The organism is Pseudarthrobacter albicanus (genome assembly GCF_018224015.1).
GTDB classification, from domain to species: Bacteria; Actinomycetota; Actinomycetes; order Actinomycetales; family Micrococcaceae; genus Arthrobacter; species Arthrobacter albicanus.
Map to the genome: position 1 here is coordinate 1 of NZ_JAGPOT010000009.1, position 26,792 is coordinate 26,792.

Here is a 26,792-nt window from a genome sequence, read left to right on the forward strand (position 1 = left end):
GTTTTGGGCGCCCAAAACGACAACAAATGCGAGCCAGTTGGGGGATTCACCCGGGGGAGCGCAGGACGGTGAAGCCTGCCCCGTGTTCCGGGAGGCCGTGTTCCGGGAGGCCGGGGCCGGGGAGCACGACGGCGATCGGGGCGCCCGGCGCCGTCACGCGCCCGAGTTCGCGGACGACGTCGTCCCTCTCCCCGGGCGGCAGGCCCGCCAGGGCGTCCACCGCCCAGACCGCGGGAAACACCGAGTCGGCAAACGGCAGCACGGCGTCGGCAGCCACCGAGGCCTCCAGGCCCCTGGCGCGCGCGGAATGGATGTTTTCCTCGGACGGGTCCACGCCGGTGAAATGGATGCCGGACGCTACGAACAGGAGCCCGTCCGTGCCGTGGCCGCAATCGAGGCCGAGCACCGAATGCCGGCCCTCGGACTTGAGCAGCGCCACGAACCCGGCCAGCCGGTCCTCCCGGATACCTGCCATAGCTCCAGTCAAGGACGGTGGCGGCCCAAAGACAATGGCCAGTTATCGGCCGTCCAGTCGGAAACCGTTCAGTTGAAGACCACGGTCCGGTTGCCGTCAAGGAGCACCCGGTGTTCGGCGTGCCACTGCACGGCCTGGGCCAGCGTCCGCGCTTCCACGTCGCGGCCCATCTGGACGAACTGTTCGGGCGTGCGGCGGTGGTCCACCCGGATGACTTCCTGCTCGATGATCGGACCCTCATCCAGGGCGGCCGTGACGTAGTGGGCGGTGGCGCCGACGAGCTTCACGCCGCGGGCATGCGCCTGGTGGTACGGCCTGGCGCCCTTGAAGGACGGAAGGAAGGAGTGGTGGATGTTGATGGCGCTGCCGGTGAGCTCGGCGCACAGGTCGTCGGAGATGATCTGCATGTACCGGGCGAGGACCGTGAGCTCGATGTCGTGCTCCGCCACGAGGGCGCGGAGGGTGTCCTCGGCCTGGACCTTGGTGTCCGGGGTGACCGGGATGTGGTGGAAGGGGATGCCGTAGAACTCGGCCAGGCCGGCCAGGTCCTGGTGGTTGGACACGATGGCCGGGATCTCGATGGGCAGGGTTCCGGAGCGCTGAAGGAACAGCAGATCGTTGAGGCAGTGCGCCGAGGTGCTGGCCATCAGCAGGGTGCGGACCTTGCGGCCTGCCGGGTTGAGGCTCCACCGCATGCCGAAGGCCTGGGCCACCGGCTCGAGTGCGGCCTGGAGCCCGGCGTGCGGCGCCGCCGTCGTGGCCTCGACCCGCATGAAGAAAGTGCCTGTGCTCTGGCTGCCGTACTGCTGGGAGTCCGTAATATTGCAGCCCGCCACGAGGAGGGCGCCGGCGACGGCGTGGACGATTCCCGGCCGGTCGGGGCAGGAAAGGGTCAGGATATAGGAGGCAGTCAGCTGGTCGTCAATCACGTAGAACAGCCTACCCGCGCGTAACCGCGGGCCCGGGCACCGGGCGCGGCCACCGGGTGCGGGCAGGGCCCTGGGGTAGGCTTAACCCGTCGCAACTGGCGTTGGGTGGTGAACCACCAGGGAGCGGCACTCACGAAGACCACGGATCGTACGCCTGGGCCGAGGGTCCTGTTTTGCCGGCTGGCAGCACGATGCTGCCAGCCCGCCGCCGGCACCCGCTACGGGTGCCGGTCCCCGGCTCGTGCCCCGTCTTCCGGGTGCCGTAATCTGGGGGCGCCGCAGCGGGCCAGCCGGTAACCTGACCTTAAAGCAGTGCCGTCGCCTAGCCAGGAGTTATCCGTGACCACTTCCGTTAGCCTTTCATCCGCCGCCGTGAGCAACCAGCCGCTGGCCGACCTTGATCCCGAAATCGCCGCAGTCCTTGCCCAGGAGCTTGGCCGCCAGCGCGGCACCCTGGAAATGATCGCCTCCGAGAACTTCGCCCCGCGCGCCGTCATGGAGGCCCAGGGCTCGGTCCTGACCAACAAGTACGCCGAGGGCTACCCGGGCCGCCGCTACTACGGCGGCTGCGAGTACGTCGACGTCGCCGAGCAGCTGGCGATCGACCGCGTCAAGGACCTCTTCGGCGCCGAATACGCCAACGTGCAGCCGCACTCGGGCGCCCAGGCCAACGCGGCCGCGCTCGCCGCCATGATCACTCCGGGAGACAAGATCCTGGGCCTGTCGCTGGCCCACGGCGGCCACCTGACCCACGGCATGAAGCTGAACTTCTCCGGCAAGCTCTACAAGGTTGCCGCGTACCAGGTCGAGGAAGACACCTTCCGGGTCGACATGGACAAGCTGCGCGCGCAGGCCGTCGCCGAGAAGCCGCAGGTCATCATCGCCGGCTGGTCCGCGTACCCCCGCCATCTCGACTTCGCCGCCTTCCGCTCCATCGCCGACGAGGTCGGCGCGCTGCTCTGGACGGACATGGCCCACTTCGCCGGACTCGTGGCCGCCGGCGTGCACCCGAGCCCGGTGCCGCACTCCGACGTCGTGACCTCCACCGTGCACAAGACCCTCGCCGGCCCGCGCTCCGGCGTGATCCTGGCCAAGCAGGAATGGGCCAAGAAGCTCAACTCCGCCGTCTTCCCGGGCCAGCAGGGCGGCCCGCTCATGCACGTGATCGCCGCGAAGGCTGTGGCCTTCAAGATTGCCGGGACCGCTGAATTCAAGGAGCGCCAGGAGCGCGTCCTGGAAGGCGCCCGGATCATCGCCGACCGCCTCAACCAGGCCGACCTGGCCGACGCCGGCGTGTCCGTCCTGACCGGCGGCACGGATGTGCACCTGGTCCTGGTGGACCTGCGCAACTCCGCGCTGGACGGCCAGCAGGCCGAAGACCTGCTGCACTCCGTCGGCATCACCGTCAACCGCAACGCCGTGCCGTTCGATCCCCGCCCGCCGATGGTCACCTCGGGCCTGCGCATCGGCACCCCGGCCCTGGCCACCCGCGGCTTCGGTGCCGAGGAGTTCACCGAAGTTGCAGAGATCATCGCCGCGGCGCTGAAGGCCGGTGCGGCCACGGACGTGGAGGCCCTGCAGTCCCGCGTGGACAAGCTCGCGGCGGACTTCCCGCTGTACCCGCAGCACGAGCAGTGGTGACGCGGATGAGCAACCCGGCCCGGGAAACAACGGCCACGGCAACAACGGCGCAGATCCTCGACGGCAAAGCCACCGCCGCCACGATCAAGGCCGAACTGACCGAACGCGTTGCCGTGCTCAAGGCCCAGGGCGTCGTCCCCGGCCTGGGCACCATCCTGGTGGGCTCGGACCCGGGCAGCACCTGGTACGTGGCCGGCAAGCACAAGGACTGCGCCGAGGTGGGCATCACGTCCATCCGCCGCGACCTGCCCGAGGACACCAGCCAGGACGAACTGCTGGCCGTGGTCCGCGAGCTTAACGGGAACCCGGAATGCACCGGCTACATCATCCAACTTCCGCTGCCCAAGCACATCGACCAGAACACCGTCCTGGAGGCCATGGATCCCGAGAAGGACGCCGACGGCCTGCACCCGATGAACCTGGGCCGGCTCGTGGCCAGCGTCAGCGGGCCCATGACGTCCCCGCTGCCCTGCACGCCCAAGGGCTGCGTGGAGCTCCTGACCCGGCACGGGATCAACCTCAACGGCAAGCGCGTGCTGGTCGTCGGCCGCGGCGTCACCATCGGCCGCCCGGTGGGACTCCTGCTCACCCGCAAGGACGTCAACGCCACGGTCATCCTCGCCCACACCGGCACGGTGGACCTGCCCGCCGAACTCCGGCAGGCCGACGTCGTGATCGCCGCAGCCGGACAGCCGCACATGATCAAGGCGGGCGACCTCAAGCCCGGCGCGATCGTGCTCGACGTCGGCGTCAGCCGCGTCGACGACGGCAACGGCAAGGCCGTGGTCACCGGAGACGTGGACCCGGCTGCTGCCGGCGTCGCCGCCTGGCTGTCCCCGAACCCCGGGGGAGTGGGCCCGATGACCCGCGCCATGCTGCTGGCCAACGTGGTGGAAACCGCGGAACGCCACGTGGGAATCGCTTAGCCCGGTGGTCGAGCCTGTCGAGACCTGATTTCGACGGGCTCAATCACCGGTCCGCCCCAGGGCTCAATCGCCGGTCCGGCAGGGCGCCTACTCCCGCGGGAGTAGGCGCCCTGCCCCGTTAATGCCCCGACAAGCAGACGACGCCGGCCCGCTCCGCCGCTAGGCTCGGGGTATGCAGCGCCGATTCCAGGGTCCGCCCACGAGCTTCGTGGTGATCGCCGTGGCTTCGGTCCAGGTGGTGGGCACCCTCTTCGCCGCAGCCCGGCAGCCGGACCACAGGCCGCTGGACGCGCTGGCCTTCGCGCTGCTGCTGGCCGGCCCGGCCGCGCTGTCCCTGCGGCGCCGCGCACCGCTGGTCATGCTTCCCGCAGCCGTGGCAGCCGCCGGGGCCTACCTGGCCCTCGGCTATCCGTGGGGGCCGGTGTTGCTCTCGCTGGCGCTGGCCCTGATCCTCACCGCCGCAGCCGGCAAGCGCTGGCAGGCATGGACCGTGGCCGCACTGTGCGCCGCTGCCGTGACCATCGGCTCGGTCCTCAGCGGCGCTGAGACCGCGCTGGTCCGCGCGTTCGCGGGCACCGCCTGGCTGGCCATCCTTGTCCTGCTGGGCGAGGGCATCAGGCTCAGGAGCGAGCGGGTGGCCGAACGGCACCGCCAGCGCGAAGCCCGGGAGCAGGCAGCGCGGGATGAATACCGCCTGGCGCTGGCCCGCGATATCCACGACGTGGTGGCCCACTCGCTCTCCCTGATCAACGTCCGGGCCTCCGTTGCGCTGCATCTGGGCGACCGGGATCCGGAGCAGTTCCGGCCGGCGCTGGAGGCCATCAAGGCGGCCAGCAAGGAATCCCTGGACGAGGTCCGCCAGCTGCTGGGAGTGTTGCGCGACGATGTCCCGCTCGGCCCGGCGGCCGGTCGCGGGCTCGGAAGGCTGCCCGCACTGGCCGAGACCGCGCGCCGGGCCGGACTCGAAGTGCGGCTGGAGGAGCGGATCGAGGTCCCGCTCACGGCTCCCGTCCAGGAGGCCGCCTACCGGATCGTGCAGGAGGCCCTGACCAACGTGGTGCGGCACGCCGGAGCCGGCCGGACCGCCGTCGTCCTGGCCGCTCCCGCTGCCGGCCCGGACGCCGGACGGCTCACCGTAACGGTCGACGACGACGGCCGTGGCGCTGCCGGGGCCGCCGAAGGAAACGGGGTGACCGGCATGCGGGAAAGGGCTGCGGGGCTGGGCGGAACCGTGGAGTTCCTGCCCCTGGACCCGGGCTGGCGGGTCCGGGCGGTCCTTCCGGCGGCGGGGGTTCCCGGGCCGGCGCCGTCGTCCCGCGGCACGGGGAACGGCCGGCGGTGATCCGCATCCTGATCGCCGATGACCAGACGCTCATCCGCGCCGGATTCCGGGCCCTCCTGGACGCGGAGCCGGACATGGACGTGGTGGCGGAATGCGGCACGGGGGACGAGGCGGTGCGCCTGGCGGCCCGGGACAGGCCCGACGTCGTGCTGATGGACATCCGGATGCCGCACGGCGACGGGCTGGACGCCACCCGCCGGATCCTGGCCGATCCCGGCCTCGCGGGAACGCGGGTCATCATCCTGACCACCTTCGAACTCGATGAGTACATCGCCGAAGCGGTGCGGGCCGGGGCAGCCGGGTTCCTCGTCAAGGACACCGAACCGGCGGAACTGCTCCGCGCCGTGCGCGTCGTGCACGACGGCGACGCGCTCCTCTCGCCCTCGGTGACCCGCCGGATCATGGCGGCGCTGGCGGTGCAGTCCCGCGCCGCCACACCGCCCACGGCCCTGGACCGGATCACCGAACGCGAACGGGAAGTCCTGCAACTCGTGGGCGAGGGGCTTAACAACGCGGAAATCGCGGAGCGGCTCTTCATCACCCCGCTGACCGCGAAGACCCACGTGTCCCGGATCATGGCCAAGCTGCAGGTCCGCGACAGGGTGCAGCTGGTGGTCCTGGCATACGAATCGGGCCTCGTCCGGCCCGGCTGGGCCGGGTAGTGGCCTGCCGGGCTGCCGGCGAGGGTGCGCCGGGCGGGGCGGACGGTGCGGGTGCACCGGGCGGACTCCCGCCGGAGTACGCCGGGCGGGGACAATGACTCCCGGCGGCGGACGCGGCGCGAACGCCCGCGCGGAAGACTCGGTACAGGGCCGGAAACACGGCCCGAACCGAGAGTCTGGACAACTGACATGATTACCTCAATGACCGCGGCAACCGCCGACGTCCTCACCACCTACGGGCCCTGGCACGACGGCGGATTCTCGCCCTGGTTCCTGCTGTTCCCGCTGTTCTGGATCCTCGTGATCGGCCTGTTGATCTTCATCGGCCGGCGCACGTGGCGCTCCAACCGCCGCTGGGCCGCGACGCAGGGCGGCGAAAGCGTGCTGCGGGAACGCTATGCCCGCGGAGAAATCGACGAGAACGAATACCGCAAGCGCCTGCAGGTGCTGCGCGGCGACACGAAATAGGCCGGCGCGGGCCGGGGGATCCGTTGGGTCCGCCCGGCCCGGGGCGGGCTGGGCTGGCCCGGGCCGGTTCCCGGCGCAGCGCCGACGCAGCCAGCAGTCGAAGACAAGGAGCAGGCTTGTGTCCTCATCGGTGCTTTACATGTCGATGTCCCTGGACGGGTACATCGCGGGTCCGAACGACGAGCCGGGAAACCCCGGCGGCGATGGCTTCGGCCGGCTGCACGAGTGGTTCATCACCGTGGACGGGGAGTTCTTCCGGCCGTCCGGGGCCGCCGGGGAGTTGTTCGACGAGATGAACGCGCCCGGTGCGGTGCTGGCGGGCCGGTGTACCGCGGAGCAGGCCGATCACTGGAAAGGTGATCTTCACGGTGTCCCGATCGTGGTGCCCAGCCACCGGCCGCCGGATCCCTCGGTGGCGGACTATCCGTTGGTGATGTATGTGGCCGCCGGCTGTTCGAGCTGTTGCCGTCGCGCGTCGAGCTGGAGGTCATGCGGGTGATCGACACACCGGAGGCCACCCACATCCGTTACCGGGTCCGCCGCTGAGCCGGCCGCGGCGGACCCGCCCACGACCATCGACCCGCTGCTCAGGCCGCTCCTCAGGCCGCCGCCGGTGTCATCCGCAGCGCCAGCATCCCGCCTTCGAGGAGCCGCGGTTCAACGATCCGCAGCGTGTGCCGGGTTCCGTCCTCCGGCAGCATCTTCTTGCCGTGCCCGAGCACGATGGGCGAAACCAGCAGAACGTACTCGTCGACGAGATTCTCCGCCATGAGCGTCTTGACGAGCGTGGGGCTGCCCCAGACGATCACGTTCTCCCGCTCGCGAAGGGCGCGGACCCGGCCGGGTATGTCAGCGGCGATAATCGTGCTGTTGTTCCAGCCGGCGTGTTCCAGGGTGGTGGACACGACGTACTTGGGCATGGCATTGAACTTGTCGGAGATGAAGTCGCCCGATCGCGACGGCCAGGCGGCGGCGAAGCCGTCATAGGTGACCCGGCCGAGCAGCATCGAGTCCGCCTCGGCCAGCACTTCGCCGTTGAACGCGCCGGTGGCGTCGCTGAAAAACGGGCCCGTCCAGAGCTGGGGCTCCTCGGCGACGTTGTCCAGGGTGGTAAAAGCGGTGACGGTGAGCTTGCCCATGAAGATCTCCTTCGGCTTGGTGACGGTTGGCCTGCAGCGCGGTTGGCCTGCCGCGCCCGGATGTGCAGAGCCTGCACTTCACGACATTGTGCGCGGCCTCCGCGACCCTGGACAAGGTATCGGCTCAGCTGAAGTCGTTGTTGCACTGTCCAAAAGCGACCGCGAACCCGTGATTCCGATGACGGGGAATGGGCCGAATTCGAGGAACATTTCGATAAAAGCAAAGTCCAGTTCGGCAACTGCGGGCCACCCTACGCCACCCCCCTGCGAGCACGAGCATGCCTGCATCCGTTGCCCCATGCTCCTCGTTGACCCTGTCATGATCGACCGCCTCGACGAGATCAACACCGACCTCACCTTTGAGTGGGTCAGTTGGTGCGGGATCTTTTTCATGAGAGGTGGTCCTTGGATTGAGGGGGTGATGGGCGGAAGCCCTCAGGGGGCGGCCCCGCGGGTTGGCCGGCCGCCGTTCCTGCAGGACGTCAGCGGGGATGTTGGGTATCAGACCGTCGTCAGCACGGGGACGGTGAGTTTACCGTCGCGCATGGTGGCGACAGAGTCGGTCAGGGGGACGAATTCGGTGTCGTGGGTGACCATGACAGTGGCAACCATGAAGTCGTCGGTGACGCGGCGGAGGAGCCGGACGATGGAATCGCTGCGTTCGTGGTCCAGGGCCGCGGTTGGCTCGTCCACGAGCAGGACCTTGGGATGGCCCATCAGGGCGCGGGCGATGTTGACCCGCTGCCGCTGGCCGCCGGAGAGCTGGTGCGGGCGTTTGTCGGCGCTGGAGCTGAGTCCGACGATGTCGAGGAGTTCGGTGGCTTTGGCCCGGGCAGCCTTGAGGGGTTTTCCGCGCAAGTGGTCGCCGATGATGAGTTGTTCGACGGCGGTGAGGGACGCGAGCAGGTTCGGCTGCTGGAAGATGATGCCGATGTTCTCCCGCCGCAGCGCGGTGAGGTCCTTGTCCCGGAGCCCGGTGGCGTCGGTGCCGTCGATGATCACCAGTCCATGGGTGGGGCGGACGAGGGTGGCGGCGGCGGCCAGCAGACTGGATTTTCCGGATCCTGACGGGCCGACGAGGGAGATCATCTGGCCGGCTTGCACGGTGAGGTTCACGGCGTCCAGGGCTTTGATGGTTTCGTCCCCGTCCGGGTATTCGAGCGTGACGTTGACGAGGTTCAGGGGGCTGGGAGTGGAGGACATGGTGTTACTTCCTTTCAGAATGTGCACGGGTCGGAATCTGTGGCGGGGCCGCGGGCGGGACCCGCTGGCTGCGGAGGGCCTCTAGTTCCCGCCGAGGGCGATCAGGGCGTCGACCTTGGTGACGCGGCGGACGGCCAGTGCCGCTCCGGCCAGGCCGAGGGCGATGATTCCGAGGATGGGCAGGAGTGTCGTTGCGGGGTTGACCAGGAAGGGGGCTGCCCGGGCTGCGAAGAAGCCGCCGAGGATGCCGATCCCGCCGCCGATTCCGGCCCCGGCCACCAGGACGATGGCGGCCTGGGCGATGGCGTCGCGCAGGACGTAACCGCCGGATGCTCCCATGGCCTTCAGGACAGCGATGTCGCGGGTCCGCTGGACGGTCCATACGGTCAGGAAGGCCACGATGACCAGGGCGGAGATGCCGTAGAGGAAGGCCTGCATCAGCGTCAGGGAGCCGTTTTCGCTCTTGAAGGAGCCCAGGGCCTGGAAGGATCCGGTGCGCGAAGCGCTCACGCTGTTCGCTGCCGCGTTGGCGGCGGCCTCGTCAACGGTGGCGCCGTCCTTGTAGGTGATGGCGGCGACGGTTCCGAGCTGGTCAGGGTCGGTCAGGTGGGCGAGTTTGGCCCAGGTGGGCAGGGCGGTCCAGATGACACTGGTGTGGGAGTACCACCGGTCCTCGACCACGGCGCTGACAGTCAGTTCGGTTCCTCCGACGCTGGCCTTGTCCCCGATGTTCAGGGACAGAGCCGTGGCCACGGTCTTGCCGATCACGACAGTGTCGGCGGTAACGGGTGACGGTGCCAGCTGGCCGTCCGGTGCAACGCCGAAGACTGCGACGTTGGTGGTCCCGGTGCCCGTGCCGCCGTCTGTGGCCACGGACTGGAACCGGGTCTGGCTGATGCCCAGGGCTTCGGCGTTTTGGACTCCGGCCCGGTTCTTCCAGCTGTCGACCTGCGCGGCGGTGACTTCACTTTCCGTGAAGGATGCCTTGGGCTCGTTTGTGCCGGGGGCGCCGAAGACGATGCTGTCCACCGCCTTGGACGCGACTCCGCCGCCGTGGCTGCTGCCGAGTTTGTCGATCGCTGAGGTCGACTGGTCGCCCAGGCCGGCCGTCAAGCCGGAGAGCATGACGAGCAGCAGGGTGATCAGCGCGATGACGCCGCCCATCAGGGCGAACCGTCCTTTGGCAAAGCGGATATCGCTTAGGGCAAGAAACACGTTTTTTCTTCTTTCAATTGGTGAGGCAACGGCAGGGAGGTCTCTTGTATCCACTCTCCCGCGGGTCGGAACCGGCACCATCGGGGAGTCGGTTGATAGGCGGGGGAAGAACGGTTGATCCCCGGGTCAACCATGTGGTTGATCCCGCCCGGGCCGGGCACGCATAAGCTGATCCAATGCCTGCCACGGAACCACTCCGCCCCCTGGACGAGTCCGATCTCAACGGACCCGGCGACCCGCTCAGCGGCCTGGACGCTGCACCCTCCGTTGCGATCCTGCGCGTCCTGAGATTGACGCTGCACGTCGGCTTCGCCGCCCTGCTGGGTGTGGCTGTCCTGAGGCTGCTGGTCTCCGGTGGCGGGGACCCGCTGCGGTATGTCTGGGCCGGGACCGCGCTTGTTCTGGCCGGGGTTTACCTGACCGGCACCATCCTGGAAAAGCGCTTCGCCGCCGGCACCACGGGTTTCGATCCGCGCCGCTACGGTGTCCTGTGGCTGGGGCTCGTCACCGCCCTGTGGGCCATCCTGCTGGCCGGGAGCGCCGACTTCGCCTGGCTGGCATTCCCCCTCTTCTTCCTCCACCTGCACCTGTTGCCGCGACGGATCGCGCTGTTGACCATCGCGTTGATGACGGCGGCGGTGATCGCCGCCCAGTGGGCCGCCAGCGGAGTCCCGGCCCCCCAGGTGGCGGTCGTCCTGGGTCCGCTGTTTGGTGCGGCGTTTTCCGTCGTCACCGGGCTGGCCTACCTCGCGCTCTACCGCGAGGCGGAGAACCAGCGCCGTGCAGCCGATGAACTCCGCCGGACCCGTGCGGAGCTGGCAGCTTCCCAGCACGACGCCGGCGTGCTAGCCGAGCGCGAACGGCTGGCCCGGGAAATCCACGACACCCTTGCCCAGGGGCTCTCCAGCATCGTGCTGGTGGCCCGCGCGGCGGAAAAATCGCTCTCCGACGGAGATACCGCCGCCGCTGCCGCACGCTTCGCGCTGGTGCAGCAGACCGCCTCGGAGAACCTGGCCGAAGCCCGGAATTTTGTCCGCGGGCTCTCCTCCCCGCACCTGCAGGAATCCTCCCTGGTGGATTCCCTGCGCCGGCTCTGCGAGAGTACGGAAACCAGCGCCGTGGCCCGGGGCTTAGAGTTGCGGTGCCGGTTTGAACTCGACGGCGACCCCGTTGAACTGCCGCAACCGTACCGGGTGGCCCTGCTCCGGGCCGCCCAGGCCAGCCTCGCCAACGTCAGAGACCACGCCAAAGCCAGCAACGCCGTGGTGACCGTCGCATTTCTGGGCAGCGAAGTCACCATGGACATCTTTGATGACGGTGTCGGCTTCGACCCCGCAGGGTTGGCCGCCCACATGAATGCCCGGACGGACGGGAGCGGTTTCGGGATCCCGGCCCTGCAGGAACGGGTGACCGCGCTGAAAGGCTCTCTCGAACTCGAATCAGCACCGGGGGAGGGGGCCGTAGTGGCTATCCGCCTGCCCCTGGACGACGTGCCTGAGAGGGAAGAACAATGAACGACATCCGCATTCTGCTGGTCGATGACCATCCCGTGGTCAGGACCGGGCTGCGGGCCATGCTCACCGAATTCGAGGGCATCTCAGTAGCAGCCGAAGCAGCCGACGGCGACGCAGCGCTCAAGGAACTAAAACGGTTACAAACCCTGGGCGACCCGGTCGACGTCGTGCTCATGGACCTGCAAATGGGTGCCGGCATGGACGGAGTCACCGCGACCGCACAGATCAGGCTGCTGGAAGTGGCCCCGCCGGTCCTGATCCTGACCACCTACGACACGGATGCGGACATCCTGGCCGCCGTGGAGGCAGGCGCCAGCGGGTACATGCTCAAGGACGCACCGCCAGAACAGATCCGGCAGGCCGTGCTGGCAGCCGCCGCCGGCCAGACTGTCCTGGCCCCCAAAATAGCGGCCCTGCTCATGAACCGGATCGCGAATCCTGCTCCTGCCCTCACCCCACGGGAAATCCAATTGCTCGGGCTGCTGGCGACCGGACTGTCCAACCGGGCCATCGCAAAACAGACCTTCATCTCCGAGGCAACCGTGAAAACCCACCTGGTGCACATCTACGGAAAGCTCGGCGTGGACAACCGCACCGCAGCCATCGCCGCAGCAACCCGGCGACGCATCATCCGGGCCCCTGGTCAGTAGCTGCATGCGCTGAACCGAGGCGCTTCCACAACTCGACCATGGAAGTCGCGTCGTGAAAAGTGCCGAGGCGTCGGGGATCACGGGGGTTGAGAGGTGACGAACCGGATCGCTTGCAAGGTAATCCAGGCACTTCCCATCGGCCGAGAATGGCCCTTGGAACTGGCCGAAAGCCGCCGGGCAGCCCACGCCGGCACCGCGCGCCCTTTCCTTGTTCGAACGCCGCTACTAACGTGGTGCGGGTGGCTGAACTCCAGTCGAAAGCGTCCCCCGTGGACAGGCCCCCCGGCGCCGGGGCGCCGCAGTACGTCATCACCGCCGGGAACCTGACGAAGTACTACGGCGACGTCGCCGCCGTCGACGGTATCTCCTTCCGCGTGGCGGCCGGAGAGGCCTTCGGGCTGCTCGGGCCCAACGGGGCCGGCAAGTCCACCGCGATGAAGATGATCGGCGGGGTTTCCCGGCGGACCTCCGGCAGCCTGAGCGTCATGGGGCTGGATCCGGACCAGCACGGGCCCGAGGTCCGCGCCCACCTGGGCGTCGTGCCGCAGCAGGACAACCTGGACGAGGAACTCCGGGTCCGGGACAACCTGCTGGTCTACGGACGCTACTTCGGCCTGCCGATGAGCTACCTGCGGCCCAAGGCAGACGAACTGCTCGAATTCGCCCAGCTCACTGACAAGGCCAGGTCCAGGGTCGACGCGCTCTCCGGCGGCATGAAGCGCCGCCTCACCATCGCCCGCTCACTCATCAACGAGCCCCGGATCCTGCTGCTGGACGAGCCCACCACCGGCCTGGACCCGCAGGCCCGGCACATCCTCTGGGACCGGCTGTTCCGGCTCAAGGAACAGGGCGTCACGCTCATCCTGACCACCCACTACATGGACGAGGCCGAGCAGCTCTGCGACCGCCTGATCGTGGTGGACAAGGGCAGAATCATGGCCGGAGGCTCACCGGCGGCCCTGATCCGCGAACACTCCAGCCGGGAGGTCCTGGAGCTGCGGTTCGGCTCGGACCGGAATGCGGGCATCGGCGCCGAACTGGCAGGCATCGGCGAACGGGTGGAAACCCTTCCGGACCGCGTGCTGATCTACGCCCACGACGGCGAAGCCGCCCTCGAGCAGGTTTCCGCCCGGGGACTGCGCCCGCTGGCCTCCCTGGTGCGCCGCTCCTCGCTCGAGGACGTCTTCCTGCGCCTGACCGGCAGGAGCCTCGTTGACTGAGGCGGCACCGGGGGGCCAGAGGCCCCTGTCCCAGCCGCCACACGCCGCACCCGTGCACGCCCACGCGCCCGCCGTCTCGGCGGCCCGGGCGCGGCGGTGGGGGGCCTTCTACTACGCCGAGCAGGTCCTGCGGGTCATGAAGGGCTACGGCTGGACCATCATCATGTACGGCGTCGGGCAGCCGGTGGCCTACCTCTTCGCCATGGGCGTAGGCCTGGCGACGCTGGTCGAGGCCAACGGCGCGCCGGGCTTCGGCGGCGTCAGCTACCTGGTGTTCATCGCCCCGGCCCTGCTGGTCTCCGCCGCCGTCATGACGGGCGCCAGCGAGTTCACCTTCCCGGTGATGGACGGCTTCAAATGGCGCCGGGTCTACTACGGCCCGCACGCCTCGCCGCTGACCCCGCAGCAGATCGCCGCCGGGCAGATCATCGCCGTCACCGTACGTTTTGTGCTGCAGTCGGCCCTCTTCTTCGCCGTCATCGCGCTGTTCGGGGCGTCCCCCGGCGGCTGGGGCGCGGTCTCGATCGTGGTCGCGACCCTGGCCGGGCTGTCCTTCGGACTGCCCCTGATGGCCTACGCGGCGTCGATCACGGACGACAAGGGCCAGTTCGCCATGGTCATGCGGTTTGTCGTCACCCCGCTGTTCCTCTTCTCCGGCACGTTCTTCCCGCTGGACACCCTGCCGCCCGCGGTGCGGTGGATCGGCTGGATCTCACCGATCTGGCATGGAACCCAGCTGGGCCGGGTCTTCACCTACGGGTACCAGGAGCCCCCGCTGCTCACCGCCGCCCACCTGGTGTTCCTGCTGGCCCTCAGCGCCGCCGGCTGGACGCTGACCAGGCGGCAGTTCGCCCGGCGGATGGGCCCATGAGCGTCACGGAGGCCGCCCGCAACCGCCGCTACGGGGCGCTGTACTCCCGCAACGTGCGCGCCGTCGTCGGGCGCGGGCTGATGGCCACCAAGAGCAGCAACGCGCTGGTCATGCTCTCGGGCTTCTTCGAACCCGTGCTCTACCTGATCTCCATGGGCGTGGGCCTGGGCGCCATCGTCGGTCCGGTGCAGGGACCGGGCGGGCAGGAGATCAGCTACGCCGCCTACATCGCGCCGGCGCTGCTGGCCGTCTCGGCCATGAACGGCGCCGTCTACGACTCCACCTGGAACGTCTTCTTCAAGATGAACTTCGCCAGGCTGTACCAAGGCATGCTTTACACCTCGCTCGGGCCGCTGGACGTCGCCATGGGGGAGATCTTCCTGGCCCTGCTGCGCGGGCTCCTGTACGCCACCGGCTTCACCGCGGTGCTGGGCGTGCTGGGGCTCATCACCACGCCGTGGGCCGTCCTCATGATTCCGGCCTCGGTCCTGATCGCGTTCGGCTTCGCGAGCCTCGGGATGGGCATCACGAGCTTCATGAAGACGTTCCAGCAGATGGACTGGATCAGCTTCGTGATGCTGCCGATGTTCCTGTTCAGCGCCACGTTCTACCCGCTGAGCGTCTACCCGCAGCACATCCAGTGGCTGATCCAGGCCATGCCGCTGTGGCACGGGGTGGAGCTGCTGCGCCAGATCAGCGTGGGGGTGTTCAGCCCGGCCACCGCGGTGCACCTCGGCTACTACCTGGCCATGGTCGCCGTGGGCATCCTGCTCACCACGGGCCGACTGCGCGCGCTCTTCCTGAAGTAGGGCGGTCCCGGACCCCAACTGACTAGCAGTAGTTGTCGTTTTGAGCACCCAAAACGACAACTACTGCGAGCTAGTTGGGATGGACGGCGGCAGCGCGTTCGCCCGGGGTGGAAGCGTCCGGCGGCGGGGGCCGCGTTTGAGACAATGGAGTCATGCGAACTCTGGGCAGCCTCAACTCCTCGTCCAAACCGGCCAAGGGCGGGTTCTCCATGTTCCGGATCAGCGGGCCCGGCATGATGGTCTTCATCATCGCGTTCCTTGTCGCCGTCATCTTTGCGGCCAACCAGAACGACGTCGTGGGCTGGGTCGTGGCGATCATCGCCGCCTTCTGGCTCGCGCTGGCATCCTTCGTCGTCTTCAGCATCCAGAAGGCGGCCAAAAAGGCCGGAGCCAAGCTCAACGAGGCGCAGAACGCGTTCAACGCGGCGACCGGCCGGGCGCCTTCGACGGCCAGCGCCGACCACGGCGGCACCCGCCTCGTGGGGGCGCGCCGCGAAGCGGACGAGGTCCGCGACCTCAAACTCGACCACTCCTTCAAGATCGTCCAGGTCCAGGCCCGCGTCGTCGAGGACGAACGCGCCAAGGGGGCGGCCGCGGACCAGGACAGGATCCGCCGGGCCCTGGAGACCATCGCCATCACCGCCACCAACGCCCGCGACATGATCAAGTCCGGCGGCGCCGACGAGCCCGTGGCCGGAACCATCATCGACTAGAGTGGATCGGGTGATCTCGGCATTGAAGAAGGACCACCTTCGCATCGCATCAGTCAACGTCAACGGCCTGCGCGCCGCCTACAAGAAGGGCATGGCGGAATGGCTGGAGCCCCGCGGGGTGGACATCCTCTGCCTCCAGGAAGTCCGGGCACCGGATGCGATCGTGGCGGAACTCCTCGGTGAGGGCTGGTACATCCTGCACGCCGAAGCCGAAGCGAAGGGTCGCGCCGGCGTCGCCATCGCCTCCCGCGAAGAGCCCCTCGCCACCCGCACCGGGATCGGGGACGACTACTTCGCCACCACCGGCCGCTGGGTCGAGGCAGACTACACCGTCCGGAACGCCGAGGGCCAGGCCTCCCGGCTGACGGTCGCCAGCGCCTACGTGCACTCCGGCGAGGCCGGCACTCCCAAGCAGGACGACAAGTTCCGATTCCTCGACGTCATGGTCAACCGGCTGCCCGAGCTGGCCAAGCACAGCGACCACGCCCTCGTCGTGGGCGACCTCAACGTCGGCCACACCGAGCTGGACATCAAGAACTGGAAGGGCAACGTCAAACGTGCCGGCTTCCTTCCCGAGGAGCGCGCGTATTTCGACCGCTTCTTCGGCGATGAAATCGGCTGGAAGGATGTTCACCGGGGCCTGGCGGGTAACGTCGACGGCCCCTACACCTGGTGGTCGCAACGCGGCCAGGCCTTCGACAACGACACCGGCTGGCGCATCGATTACCACCTGGCCACGCCCGCCCTCGCTGCTGCCGCAGTGTCAGCCGTCGTCGACCGGGCACCGTCCTGGGACACGCGCTTCTCCGACCACGCCCCGCTGGTAGTGGACTACCGGCTCTAAGCCCCTGAAGGTTTTCACATCATGACGACTCCGACCACCCCTGGTACCAAGAAGCGCATCCTTTCGGGCGCGAAGCCCACCGCGGACTCCCTGCACCTGGGAAATTACATCGGTGCTGTCCGCAACTGGGTGGACATGCAGTCGGAATACGACGCCGTGTTCTTCATTCCCGATCTCCACGCGATCACCGTGGACTTCGAGCCTTCCGAGCTGGCCAAACGCACCCGCGTTGTCGCCGCCCAGTACATCGCCGCCGGCATCGACCCGGACAAGAGCATCTTCTTCGTCCAGTCCCACGTTCCCGAGCACGCGCAGCTCGCCTGGGCCCTGAACTGCATCACCGGATTCGGCGAAGCCTCCCGCATGACGCAGTTCAAGGACAAGACCCAGAAGTCCGGCGCCGACGCGGCAACCGTAGGCCTGTTCGCGTATCCCACGCTGATGGCCGCCGACATCCTCCTCTACCAGACGGATCTGGTGCCCGTCGGCGAGGACCAGCGGCAGCACCTGGAGCTGACCCGCAATCTGGCCCAGCGCTTCAACACCCGCTTCGGGCACACCTTCACCGTGCCGGAGGCCACCATCCTCAAGGCCACCGCCAAGATCTACGACCTGCAGAGTCCCACGGCCAAGATGTCCAAGACCGGCGGGTCACCCCACGGTTCCATCCAGCTGCTGGAGGACCCCAAGATCGCGGCCAAACGCATCAAGTCCGCAGTGACGGACACCGGCACGGAAGTCCGCTTCGATGCCGAAGCCAAGCCCGGGGTGTCCAATCTGCTGACCATCTATTCCACGCTGACCGGCAAGTCGGTGCCGGACCTTGAAACCGAATACCAGGGCAAGATGTACGGCCACCTCAAAGCGGATCTGGCGGAGGTGATGGTGGAGTTCCTCACGCCGCTGCGGAACCGTACCAACGAGCTCATGGCGGATCCGGCAGAGCTGGACAGGCTGCTGGCCCGGGGCGCCGAGCGTGCCCGCGAAATCGCGTCGGTGACGCTCAGCCAGGTCTACGAGCGCATGGGTTTCCTGCCGTCGCTGAGCCTCGCGGGAGTCTACTAGCCCGATGGCGTCCGTCAGCAAAGCCACCGCAGACGACACCGGCCGGGCCACTGCCCGTGGCGCGGGCCCCCGCCGGAACGGGCAGGACCGCAGCGAGGGCATCAGCATCGGCGTGATCCTGGGCTTCCCGCCGGACATTGCCGAGGAACTCCAGCGCTGGCGTGCCTCGTTCGGGGACCCCATGGCCGGCGTCATCCCGGCACACATCACGCTCGTCACCACCACCCTGACCCAGGACTGGGAGGCGACCTGCCGCCACGTGCGGGAGATCGCCCGCCGGCAGCCGCCGTTCACCGTCACCATCGCCGGCACCGGGTCCTTCCGGCCGGTCTCCCCGGTGGTCTTCCTCAACGTCGACGACGGCTTCGAGGACTGCGTCAGCCTGCACCGGCAGCTCCAGGCCGGGCCGCTGGAGAGCGAGTTGCCCTTCGCGTACCACCCGCACGTCACGGTCGCCCATGACGTCGCGCCGGAAAGCCTCGATGAAGCCGAAACCGCGCTCAAGGATTACCGGGCCACGTTCCCGGTCGCTAGCATGGGACTTTACGAGCACGACGACAACGGCATCTGGCAGCTACGGGAAGAGCTTGACTTTGGCACCGAACCCGACGACGACGGCGGCCGCGCCGCCTGCTGAACCTCCCCTTCCCACCGATCTTGCCCTGCTGAAGCGCGAAGTCATCCGGAAACGGGTCGACTGGGGCAGGGCCCGCCGCTCCGGCGGCGGACCGCTGGCCACCCTGCTGCCGCTGGTCCAGTGGCTCCTCGCCCGGCTCAACGCGTTCCGGCCCATGCGCGCCTTCCAGCACTACAACCTCCGGCACGGCCCGCTGATGAGCGCCGGCATCGGCTTCAGGATGTTCTTTTCGATCACGGGCCTGCTGGCCACCGGTTTCTCCGTCGCGGGGCTGCTGCTGCGCGGGCAGCCCGCCCTGCTGGACCGGATCATCAGCTCCGTCGTTTCCAGCGCTCCCGGCCTGTTGAAGGTCGACGGCGGTGAGGGCCTGGTTGACCCGCAGGAACTGCTGAATCCCAACGGCCTCGGCTGGGCCGCCGTGATCGCCGCGGCGGTGACCCTGGTGACCTCGCTCGGCTGGATCGACGGCCTGCGCGACGGCCTGCGCGGCGTCATGGGGCTGGGTCCGCGGAAGCTGAACCCGGTCCTGGTCAAGCTCCGCGACCTCGGTACCCTGGTGCTTTTGGGCCTGGCCCTGGTGATCAGCGCCGGCGCCTCGCTCGTGTTCGGCACGGCGGCCGGCTGGGTCACCGACCAGCTCCGCCTGGATCCCCTGGTGGCCGGGCCGCTGGCCACCTCCATCAAGATTGCCGTGCCCCTGCTGCTGGGCTGGTGCACGGCACTGATCATGTTCCGGCTCGCGGCGGGGCTGAAGCTGGCCCGGCGGGCCCTGCTGGAAGGCACCATCCTGGCCGCCGTGGGCACCGGTGTGCTGCAGATCTTCAGCGCCGAGCTGCTGGCCGGTGCCGGCCGGAACCCGATCCTGGCGCCCTTCGCCATCATCATCGGCCTGCTGATCTGGTTCAACCTGGTCAGCCAGGTCTACCTGCTCTCCGCCGCCTGGGCAGCGGTCCGCGAGACGGACCTGAACGCCGGCCCCGCGGCGGCGACGACAGGATGGGGCGCCCGCCAGGTGCAGCCGGGCAAGACCCCGCCCGCGGGAAAACAGTCTGCGGGAAGTCAGCCTGCCGGCGGTGTGTTCAGGCGTCGAGGTACTGGTCGGCCCACGCCGAGATGATCTTCGCGGCTCGCGCCGCCTGGCCCTTGCCGGTCAGCAGGTGGTCGCTGCCCTCGAGCGAGACGAAGCTGCGCGGGTGCCGGGCCGTCTGGAAGATGGTGCTGGCGTTCTCGATCCCCACCGTGTTGTCGGTGGGGGAGTGGAGCACCATGAGCGGCTTGTGCAGGGCCCTGATGCAGTCCGTCAGGTCGGCGTTTTCGAGATCCTCGACGAAGTGCCGGCGGATCTGGACCCGCTTGCCGCCGAGATCGACTTCCGCGCTGCCCTCGCTGAGGATCCGGTCCAGCGCCGCGTCGAAGACGTGGGCCACGTGCTTGGGCGAGAACGGGGCGCCCACGGTGGCCACGGCGTCCAGGTCCGGGATCAGCCGGGCGGCCGCCAGGACCGCGGCCCCGCCGAAGGAATGCCCCACGAGCAGCGAGACCTGCCGGCCCGAGGCGCCCATGAATTCGGCCGCCTTCACGGTGTCCGCCACCTTGTGGCTGAAGGATCCCTCGGACCACAGCCCGGCGGACTCGCCCAGGCCGAGGTTGTCGAAGCGGAGCATGCCCACCCCGTTGTCCGCCAGCGCCTTGCACATCCGGGACGCCGCGGGGCTGTCCTTGCCGAGCGTGAAGCCGTGCGAGAAGACGCCCCAGCCCTTCACCTTCCCGTCGGGGACGTCGATGATGCCGGAGAGCAGTTCACCGGTGGAACCGTGGAATGAGACTTTTTCGGAACGGGACATGGCGGCCCTTTCGTTTAATTCGGATTACGACGACGGCGCCCCCACCCGGAAGGTGAGAGGCGCCGTCGTCGTACTGCTTGGGGAGTGCGGCCGTCAGACCTTGCGGGACAGGATGGCCTGCTTGACCTCGGCGATAGCCTGCGTGATCTGGATGCCGCGGGGGCATGCCTCGGTGCAGTTGAAGGTGGTGCGGCAGCGCCACACGCCTTCCTTGTCGTTGAGGATCTCCAGGCGCATGTCGCCGGCGTCGTCGCGGGAATCGAAGATGAAGCGGTGCGCGTTGACGATTGCCGCCGGGCCGAAGTACTGGCCGTCGGTCCAGAACACCGGGCAGGACGAGGTGCACGCGGCACACAGGATGCACTTGGTGGTGTCGTCGAACCGCTCGCGGTCCTCGGCGGACTGCAGGCGTTCCTTGGTGGGCTCGTGGCCGCGGTTGACCAGGAAGGGCATGACTTCGCGGAAGGACTGGAAGAACGGCTCCATGTCCACGATCAGGTCCTTCTCCACCGGCAGGCCCTTGATGGGCTCGACGGTGATGGGCTTGGACGTGTCCAGGTCCTTGAGCAGCGTCTTGCAGGCCAGGCGGTTGCGGCCGTTGATGCGCATGGCATCGGAACCGCAGACGCCGTGGGCGCACGAACGGCGGAAGGAAACACTGCCGTCGAGTTCCCACTTGACCTTGTGCAGGGCATCGAGGACGCGGTCGGTCCCGTACATGGTCACCTTGAAGTCATCCCAGGTGGATTCCTCGGAGACCTCGGGGTTGTAGCGGCGCACGCGCAGGGTGACATCGAAGGACGGGATCTCCCCGCCGCCTCCGATGTGGGCGGGCAGTTCGATCTTGGAGGCTGGCTCAGCAAGTTCAGCGGTCATCTTAGTACTTCCTCACCATCGGCTCGTAGCGCGTAAAGACAACCGGCTTGGTGCCAAGCCGGATGCCGGCGATCGCCTCCGCAGAACCATCCGCAGGGGCATGCTCATCCTTGTACGCCATGGAGTGCTTCATGAATTTTTCGTCGTCGCGCTCGGGGAAGTCCTCGCGGAAGTGTCCGCCGCGGGATTCCTCGCGGTGCAGGGCGGCCACGGTCATGACCTTGGCCAGTTCCAGCAGGAAGCCCAGTTCCACGGCCTCGAGCAGGTCAAGGTTGAAGCGCTTGCCCTTGTCCTGGACGCTGATGCGCTGGTACCGCTCCTCGAAGGAGGCGATGTCCGTCAGGACCTGGTTCAGCGTGTCGGCGGTGCGGAACACCTGCATGTTGGCATCCATGGTGTCCTGCAGTTCCTTGCGGATCGCAGCGACCTTCTCGGTGCCGTCGGAGGTGCGGACGTGGTCCAGCAGGTTCAGCGTGTAGCCCTCCGGATCGGCGGGGAGTTCCACGTAGTCGGCGGTCTTGGCGTATTCCGCTGCGGCGATGCCGGCGCGCTTGCCGAAGACGTTGATGTCCAGCAGTGAGTTGGTGCCGAGGCGGTTGGAGCCGTGCACCGAAACGCAGGCGACCTCGCCGGCGGCGTAGAGGCCCGGGATGACGGTGTCGTTGTCCTGGAGCACCTCGGCGCTGATGTTGGTGGGGATGCCGCCCATGGCGTAGTGCGCCGTCGGGAAGACCGGAACCGGCTCCGTGTAGGGCTCGACGCCGAGGTAGGTGCGGGCGAACTCGGTGATGTCCGGCAGCTTCGCGTCGATGTGCGCCGGCTCAAGGTGGGTCAGGTCAAGGAGGACGTAGTCCTTGTTCGGGCCGCAGCCGCGTCCCTCACGGACTTCGTTGGCCATGGAGCGGGCCACGATGTCGCGGGGGGCGAGGTCCTTGATGGTGGGGGCGTAGCGCTCCATGAAGCGCTCACCCTCGGAGTTGCGCAGGATGGCGCCTTCGCCGCGGGCGGCCTCGGAGAGGAGGATGCCCAGGCCCGCCAGGCCTGTCGGGTGGAACTGGAAGAACTCCATGTCCTCCAGGGGGATGCCGCGGCGGAACGCGATGCCCATGCCGTCACCGGTGAGGGTGTGGGCGTTGGAGGTGGTCTTGAAGACCTTCCCGGCGCCGCCGGAGGCGAAAATCACGGACTTGGCCTGGAAGACGTGCAGTTCGCCGGAGGCGAGGTCGTAGGAGACGACGCCGGCAACGCGCTTCTGCTTGTACGGCGTGCCGTCCTCGCGGACGGCGTCCTCCTCGACGGTCAGCAGGTCCAGCACGTAGTACTCGTTGTAGAACTCGACGTTGTGCTTGACGCAGTTCTGGTACAGGGTCTGCAGGATCATGTGGCCGGTGCGGTCGGCGGCGTAGCAGGCGCGGCGGACCGGGGCCTTGCCGTGATCGCGGGTGTGGCCGCCGAAACGGCGCTGGTCGATCCGGCCCTCGGGCGTGCGGTTGAACGGCAGGCCCATCTTTTCCAGGTCCAGGACGGCGTCGATCGCTTCCTTCGCCATGACCTCGGCGGCGTCCTGGTCCACCAGGTAGTCGCCGCCCTTGATGGTGTCGAAGGTGTGCCACTCCCAGTTGTCTTCCTCGACATTCGCCAACGCCGCGCACATGCCGCCCTGCGCCGCGCCGGTGTGGGACCGGGTGGGGTAGAGCTTGGTCAGTACTGCTGTTCGCGCGCGCTGGCCGGATTCGATGGCCGCGCGCATCCCGGCGCCACCGGCACCGACGATGACGACGTCGTACTTATGGACCTGCATACCAGACGCTCTTTCTCTCAAAATTCGCTATAAGACACCGGCCGGCGGAGCCTGGCCGGTGAATTCTCGTGACATCCCGGCCTGCGCTGGGCAGGCAGGGACCGGTTGCCGGAACGGGCCGCCAGCAGGTGGTGCTGATCATGCCCGGAGGGGCACCGGCCCGCTACGGGTGCGCCGTTAAGGCGCGGGGCAGAAACCGCCCGGCAGCTGCACACCGTTGACCACGGGGCACGGGTTGAAGGTGAAGATCACCAGGGTGCCGAGGATGATGATGACGGCGGTGGCCGCGAAGAGGACAATCTTCAGCCAGAGGCGGGTGGAGTCCTTCTCGGCGTAGTCGTTGATGATGGTCCGGACACCGTTGGTGCCGTGCAGCATGGCCAGCCACAGCATCGCGAGGTCCCAGACCTGCCAGAACGGGTCGGCCCACTTGCCGGCGACGAAACCGAAGTCGATCGCGTGGATACCCTCGCCCACCAGGAGGTTGACGGTCAGGTGTCCGAAGATCAGGACAATCAGGACGACGCCGGAAAGCCGCATGAACAGCCATGACAGCATTTCGAAGTTTCCCTTGGAGGAACCGCTGCGGCGGTACTGCGGCGCAATGCGCCCGCCCGCCGTGGTCTTCTCGCTGATTTGTCCACTACTGCTTTGTCCACTGCGTGGGGCCTTGATCTCTGTTGCACTCATGGCTTAGTGGCCTCCAAGGGCGAGGGAAAGGTGGCGGATGGAGAAGCCAACCATGACGACGAGCCACAGGGCCAGAACCGTCCACAGCATCTGGCGCTGGTACTTCGCGCCCTTCTTCCAGAAGTCGACGGCGATGATCCGCAGGCCGTTGAAGGCGTGGAACACGATCGCTGCGACAAGGCCCGTTTCACCCAGGGCCATCAGGGGATTCTTGTAGGCGCCGATCACGGCCGTGTAGGCCTCGGGGGACACACGCACCAATGAGGTGTCCAGCACGTGGACCAACAAGAAGAAAAAAATCACTACACCGGTAATGCGGTGTCCAACCCAGGACCACTGGCCTTCACGGCCGCGGTACAAGGTGCCAGCTGGTTTTGTCGGCACTGAATAAACCTCCCTGCAACGCAGCGGCGCTGGCATGGGATCCACGCGGGGGGAACGCCTGCTGCGAGAGCACTCAAAAGCTCAAGCCTAAATCTAGGCTTCGCTCACAGCTTATTCAATTCAGCGGGGGGATCGTGACGGCGCCCCGGCGCGGTATTCATCCAGTTTTGAGACTAACGCCACACCGGCGGGCGTTCAAGCGGATCCGGGGGCCAGGTTCACGGGCTATCCGGCGGTGGTCGGCTAAAGTAGGCCGTGATGAGTACAAACAAGATGACAAGCCAGGGTTCACCACTTGACCGTTTCATTGCGGTGATTCCCGCCGGCGGGGTGGGGACCCGCCTCTGGCCGCTGTCACGGGCAGCCGCCCCCAAGTTCCTCCACGACCTCACGGGATCGGGCAGTACTCTGCTGCGCGCAACCTACGACCGGCTGGAGCCGCTCACCGGCAGGCACGTGCTTGTGGTCACCGGAACGGCGCACCGCGCGGCGGTCTGCCGGCAGTTGCCGGAAGTGCAGGAAGCGGATCTGGTGCTGGAAAGCGAACCCAAGGACTCGGGGGCGGCGATCGGACTTGCCGCGGCCATCCTCTACGAACGGGACCCGGACACCATCATGGGCTCCTTCGCCGCGGACCAGGTCATCAGCCCCGACGAGTTGTTCCGGGATGCCGTCCGCGAGGCGATCCACACGGCCGCGGCCGGCAAGATCGTCACCATCGGCATCAAGCCCACCCACCCCTCCACAGGGTTCGGCTACATCCGCTCGGGTGCCTCCCTCAACATCCCCGGCGCCCCCAGTGCCCAGTCCGTCGTCGAGTTCGTGGAGAAGCCCAGCGAGGAAGTCGCCCAGCAGTACCTGGACAGCGGTGAATACGTCTGGAACGCCGGCATGTTCGTGGCCCCGGTTTCGCTCATGCTCAAGCACCTCGAGGCCAACCAGCCCGAACTCTTCGCCGGCCTGCAGGAAATCGCCAAGGCCTGGGACACCCCCCTGCAGGACGAAGTCACGGCCCGCGTCTGGCCGACCCTGCCCAAGATTGCCATCGACTACGCCGTCGCCGAACCCGCCGCCGCCGCCGGCGACGTCGCGGTGGTGCCCGGCGCCTTCCGCTGGGACGACGTCGGGGACTTCGCCTCCGTGGGCCGGCTCAACAGCGCCAAGGAAGTCGACGACGTCACCGTCATCGGCGAGGGCGCCCGGGTGTTCACCGAAAACGCCAGCGGCGTGGTGGTCTCCGACACCAAGCGCGTCATTGCCCTGATCGGCATCAAGGACGTGGTCATCGTGGACACCCCGGATGCCCTGCTGGTGACCACCAAGGAACATTCCCAGCGGGTCAAGCAGGCCGTCGATGCCCTCAAGGCCAAGGGTGACACAGACGTCCTGTAGCAGTGCAGTGGCCCTGCCCGCGCAGTGCAGTGGCCCTGCCGGTGCCGCCGGGGCGGCCCCGGATGTTCAGGAATCCGTAATGCGCCGTTCGCTATGCCGCTAATCATTGTCCGGTCGCTAGAGTTAGTCAGTGCACAACTACACTACTGAAGCTGAGCCCACCACTCTGGTGGGGCCGTGGCTGGAGCCCCTCCTGCCGGAGCTGATCGCTTTCCGCCGTGACCTGCATGCGCACCCCGAGCTGTCCTTCAAGGAGTTCCGCACCACGGACAGGCTGGCGAAACGGCTCGAGGCTGCCGGCCTGAAGCCGCGCCGCCTCGACGGCACCGGCCTGACCGTGGACATCGGCGAAGGCCCCATCGCAACCGCCCTCCGGGGCGACATCGACGCCCTGCCCATCATCGAGGAAACGGGCCTGGAGTTCGCGTCGAAGAACCACGGCGTCACCCATGCCTGCGGGCACGACGTGCACACCACCACCATGCTGGGCATCGCCCTGATCCTGCAGCGCATGCACGAGGCCTCGCCGCTGGGCGGCTCGGTCCGGATCGTCTTCCAGCCCGCCGAGGAAACCATGCCCGGCGGAGCGCAGGCCTGCATCGAGCAGGGCGTCCTGGAAGGCGTCCCGCGCATCCTGGCCCTGCACTGCGATCCCAGGATCGAGGTGGGCAAGATCGGTACCCGGATCGGCGCCATCACCTCCGCCTCGGACACCATCAAGATTGAACTCTCGGGACGCGGCGGCCATACCTCCCGCCCGCACCTGACCGAGGACCTCGTTTTCGCCCTGGCGCAGATCGCCGTCAGCGTCCCCGCAGTGCTCTCCCGCCGCGTCGACGTGCGCAGCGGCGTCTCCGTCGTCTGGGGCCAGATCTCCGCGGGCTCCGCGCCTAACGCCATTCCCGGCAGCGGCTACATGGCCGGCACCATGCGCTGCCTGGACCGCGACGCCTGGCACGGCGCCGGCAAAATCCTCGACGAGGTCGTGCAGCAGGTCGCCGCGCCCTACGGCGTCGACGTCCGCCTGGAACATACCCGCGGGGTCCCTCCCGTGGTGAACTCCGAACAGGAGACCGCGCTGATTGAAGCCGTGGCCCGTGCGGAAATCGGCGAGGGCTCCGTGGTCCTGACACCCCAGTCCATGGGCGGGGAGGACTTCGCCTGGTTCCTCGCGGACATCCCCGGGGCCATGATGCGCCTGGGCACCAGGACCCCGGGCGGGGAAGAGTACGATCTGCACCGCGGAGACTATATCCTCGACGAACGGTCCCTCGGGATCGGCATCCAGGTCCTCACCGCGGCCGCGCTGCGTACCCTCCGCGACCTCTAAGCCGCACCGCGCACCCACCCAAACCACCCAAAACCCCCCGCGCGAACCCACCCAAACCCCGCGCGAACGTACACTTGGGGCCCCGATTTCGACGGTTTCGGGGCCTCAAGTGTCCGTTCGGCCGGGGGTGCGGGCACCGGATTGAGTTGTGC

The 26,792-nt window shown here is 67.9% G+C and carries 28 protein-coding genes and 1 riboswitch; of the genes, 18 read left to right on the forward strand and 10 right to left on the reverse strand.

Going from position 1 to position 26,792, the window contains the following annotated elements:
- Positions 1-46: 46 nt before the first annotated feature.
- Positions 47-475 (reverse strand): class I SAM-dependent methyltransferase, encoded by a 429-nt coding sequence (locus J9611_RS02625; RefSeq protein ID WP_211877509.1) that lies wholly within the window; start codon positions 473-475, stop codon positions 47-49.
- Between the two features lie 68 nt (positions 476-543).
- Positions 544-1,404 (reverse strand): formyltetrahydrofolate deformylase, encoded by an 861-nt coding sequence (gene purU, locus J9611_RS02630; protein WP_211877510.1) that lies wholly within the window; start codon positions 1,402-1,404, stop codon positions 544-546.
- Between the two features lie 81 nt (positions 1,405-1,485).
- Positions 1,486-1,571: riboswitch (ZMP/ZTP riboswitch) on the forward strand.
- 172 nt (positions 1,572-1,743) lie between these two features.
- Between purU and glyA the strand changes: the two genes are divergently transcribed.
- From glyA to J9611_RS02660, 6 genes are all read left to right on the forward strand, one after another.
- A complete protein-coding gene (gene glyA, locus J9611_RS02635; protein ID WP_307857001.1) occupies positions 1,744-3,045 on the forward strand; it encodes a serine hydroxymethyltransferase in 1,302 nt (433 codons plus the stop codon).
- 5 nt (positions 3,046-3,050) lie between these two features.
- Entirely contained in the window at positions 3,051-3,971 is a 921-nt protein-coding gene (locus tag J9611_RS02640; protein WP_211877511.1) for a bifunctional methylenetetrahydrofolate dehydrogenase/methenyltetrahydrofolate cyclohydrolase, read from the forward strand.
- 172 nt (positions 3,972-4,143) lie between these two features.
- Positions 4,144-5,313: a sensor histidine kinase gene (locus tag J9611_RS02645; RefSeq protein WP_211877513.1), complete on the forward strand. Its 1,170-nt coding sequence runs from the start codon at positions 4,144-4,146 to the stop codon at positions 5,311-5,313.
- Positions 5,310-5,975: a response regulator gene (locus J9611_RS02650; protein ID WP_211877514.1), complete on the forward strand. Its 666-nt coding sequence runs from the start codon at positions 5,310-5,312 to the stop codon at positions 5,973-5,975. Before J9611_RS02645 ends, J9611_RS02650 begins: the two co-directional genes overlap by 4 nt.
- Positions 5,976-6,176: 201 nt before the next feature.
- Positions 6,177-6,443 (forward strand): SHOCT domain-containing protein, encoded by a 267-nt coding sequence (locus tag J9611_RS02655; protein WP_211877515.1) that lies wholly within the window; start codon positions 6,177-6,179, stop codon positions 6,441-6,443.
- Between the two features lie 118 nt (positions 6,444-6,561).
- Positions 6,562-6,942, forward strand: coding sequence for a dihydrofolate reductase family protein (locus J9611_RS02660; RefSeq protein WP_211877516.1), 381 nt, complete (start codon positions 6,562-6,564; stop codon positions 6,940-6,942).
- Positions 6,943-7,042: 100 nt separating this feature from the next.
- On the opposite strand, the gene J9611_RS02665 is transcribed toward J9611_RS02660, so the two are convergent.
- The 3 genes from J9611_RS02665 to J9611_RS02675 form a co-directional block, all read right to left on the reverse strand.
- Complete coding sequence (locus J9611_RS02665) at positions 7,043-7,582, reverse strand: dihydrofolate reductase family protein (protein WP_211877517.1); 540 nt, start codon at positions 7,580-7,582, stop codon at positions 7,043-7,045.
- 501 nt (positions 7,583-8,083) lie between these two features.
- Positions 8,084-8,785, reverse strand: a complete 702-nt coding sequence (locus J9611_RS02670) for an ABC transporter ATP-binding protein (RefSeq protein ID WP_211877519.1) — start codon at positions 8,783-8,785, stop codon at positions 8,084-8,086.
- An 81-nt stretch (positions 8,786-8,866) separates the two neighbouring features.
- Positions 8,867-10,000: an ABC transporter permease gene (locus J9611_RS02675; protein WP_211877520.1), complete on the reverse strand. Its 1,134-nt coding sequence runs from the start codon at positions 9,998-10,000 to the stop codon at positions 8,867-8,869.
- 176 nt (positions 10,001-10,176) lie between these two features.
- On the opposite strand from J9611_RS02675, the gene J9611_RS02680 reads away from it, so the two are divergent.
- The 10 genes from J9611_RS02680 (at position 10,177) to J9611_RS02725 (ending at position 19,440) form a co-directional block, all read left to right on the forward strand.
- Positions 10,177-11,514 carry a sensor histidine kinase gene (locus tag J9611_RS02680; RefSeq protein ID WP_211877521.1) on the forward strand — a complete coding sequence of 446 codons (1,338 nt, stop codon included), beginning with the start codon at positions 10,177-10,179 and terminating at the stop codon, positions 11,512-11,514.
- On the forward strand, positions 11,511-12,164 hold the full coding sequence (locus J9611_RS02685; protein ID WP_211877522.1) for a response regulator: 654 nt from the start codon (positions 11,511-11,513) through the stop codon (positions 12,162-12,164). Before J9611_RS02680 ends, J9611_RS02685 begins: the two co-directional genes overlap by 4 nt.
- Positions 12,165-12,433: 269 nt before the next feature.
- Entirely contained in the window at positions 12,434-13,384 is a 951-nt protein-coding gene (locus J9611_RS02690; protein ID WP_211877649.1) for an ABC transporter ATP-binding protein, read from the forward strand.
- Between the two features lie 52 nt (positions 13,385-13,436).
- Positions 13,437-14,255 (forward strand): ABC transporter permease, encoded by an 819-nt coding sequence (locus J9611_RS02695; protein WP_307857002.1) that lies wholly within the window; start codon positions 13,437-13,439, stop codon positions 14,253-14,255.
- On the forward strand, positions 14,252-15,064 hold the full coding sequence (locus J9611_RS02700) for an ABC transporter permease (protein ID WP_211877523.1): 813 nt from the start codon (positions 14,252-14,254) through the stop codon (positions 15,062-15,064). The genes J9611_RS02695 and J9611_RS02700 overlap by 4 nt, the downstream gene beginning before the upstream one ends.
- Before the next feature lie 152 nt (positions 15,065-15,216).
- Entirely contained in the window at positions 15,217-15,777 is a 561-nt protein-coding gene (locus J9611_RS02705; protein WP_211877525.1) for a hypothetical protein, read from the forward strand.
- Between the two features lie 10 nt (positions 15,778-15,787).
- Positions 15,788-16,621 carry an exodeoxyribonuclease III gene (locus J9611_RS02710; protein ID WP_211877526.1) on the forward strand — a complete coding sequence of 278 codons (834 nt, stop codon included), beginning with the start codon at positions 15,788-15,790 and terminating at the stop codon, positions 16,619-16,621.
- Positions 16,622-16,642: 21 nt separating this feature from the next.
- The gene (gene trpS, locus J9611_RS02715; protein ID WP_211877527.1) at positions 16,643-17,686 is read left to right on the forward strand and encodes a tryptophan--tRNA ligase; all 1,044 of its coding nucleotides are present in this window, start codon (positions 16,643-16,645) and stop codon (positions 17,684-17,686) included.
- 4 nt (positions 17,687-17,690) lie between these two features.
- The gene (locus J9611_RS02720; protein ID WP_211877528.1) at positions 17,691-18,323 is read left to right on the forward strand and encodes a 2'-5' RNA ligase family protein; all 633 of its coding nucleotides are present in this window, start codon (positions 17,691-17,693) and stop codon (positions 18,321-18,323) included.
- Positions 18,280-19,440, forward strand: a complete 1,161-nt coding sequence (locus J9611_RS02725; protein WP_211877651.1) for a YihY/virulence factor BrkB family protein — start codon at positions 18,280-18,282, stop codon at positions 19,438-19,440. The genes J9611_RS02720 and J9611_RS02725 overlap by 44 nt, the downstream gene beginning before the upstream one ends.
- Here the strand turns inward: J9611_RS02725 and J9611_RS02730 are convergent.
- The 5 genes from J9611_RS02730 to sdhC all read right to left on the reverse strand — a co-directional run bounded on the left by J9611_RS02730 (position 19,403) and on the right by sdhC (position 23,918).
- Positions 19,403-20,167 (reverse strand): alpha/beta hydrolase family protein, encoded by a 765-nt coding sequence (locus J9611_RS02730; protein WP_211877529.1) that lies wholly within the window; start codon positions 20,165-20,167, stop codon positions 19,403-19,405. The two genes, J9611_RS02725 and J9611_RS02730, sit on opposite strands and share 38 nt — an antisense overlap.
- Before the next feature lie 93 nt (positions 20,168-20,260).
- Complete coding sequence (locus J9611_RS02735) at positions 20,261-21,043, reverse strand: succinate dehydrogenase iron-sulfur subunit (protein ID WP_211877531.1); 783 nt, start codon at positions 21,041-21,043, stop codon at positions 20,261-20,263.
- 1 nt (position 21,044) lies between these two features.
- Positions 21,045-22,844 carry a succinate dehydrogenase flavoprotein subunit gene (sdhA, locus tag J9611_RS02740; RefSeq protein ID WP_211877532.1) on the reverse strand — a complete coding sequence of 600 codons (1,800 nt, stop codon included), beginning with the start codon at positions 22,842-22,844 and terminating at the stop codon, positions 21,045-21,047.
- Between the two features lie 177 nt (positions 22,845-23,021).
- On the reverse strand, positions 23,022-23,534 hold the full coding sequence (locus J9611_RS02745; protein WP_211877533.1) for a succinate dehydrogenase hydrophobic membrane anchor subunit: 513 nt from the start codon (positions 23,532-23,534) through the stop codon (positions 23,022-23,024).
- Positions 23,535-23,537: 3 nt separating this feature from the next.
- The gene (sdhC, locus tag J9611_RS02750) at positions 23,538-23,918 is read right to left on the reverse strand and encodes a succinate dehydrogenase, cytochrome b556 subunit (RefSeq protein ID WP_211877534.1); all 381 of its coding nucleotides are present in this window, start codon (positions 23,916-23,918) and stop codon (positions 23,538-23,540) included.
- A gap of 258 nt (positions 23,919-24,176) precedes the next feature.
- On the opposite strand from sdhC, the gene J9611_RS02755 reads away from it, so the two are divergent.
- Together J9611_RS02755 and J9611_RS02760 are read left to right on the forward strand one after the other, a co-directional pair.
- Positions 24,177-25,310 carry a mannose-1-phosphate guanylyltransferase gene (locus tag J9611_RS02755; protein WP_211877535.1) on the forward strand — a complete coding sequence of 378 codons (1,134 nt, stop codon included), beginning with the start codon at positions 24,177-24,179 and terminating at the stop codon, positions 25,308-25,310.
- Positions 25,311-25,440: 130 nt separating this feature from the next.
- A complete protein-coding gene (locus J9611_RS02760; RefSeq protein ID WP_211877537.1) occupies positions 25,441-26,640 on the forward strand; it encodes an amidohydrolase in 1,200 nt (399 codons plus the stop codon).
- Positions 26,641-26,792: the final 152 nt, after the last annotated feature.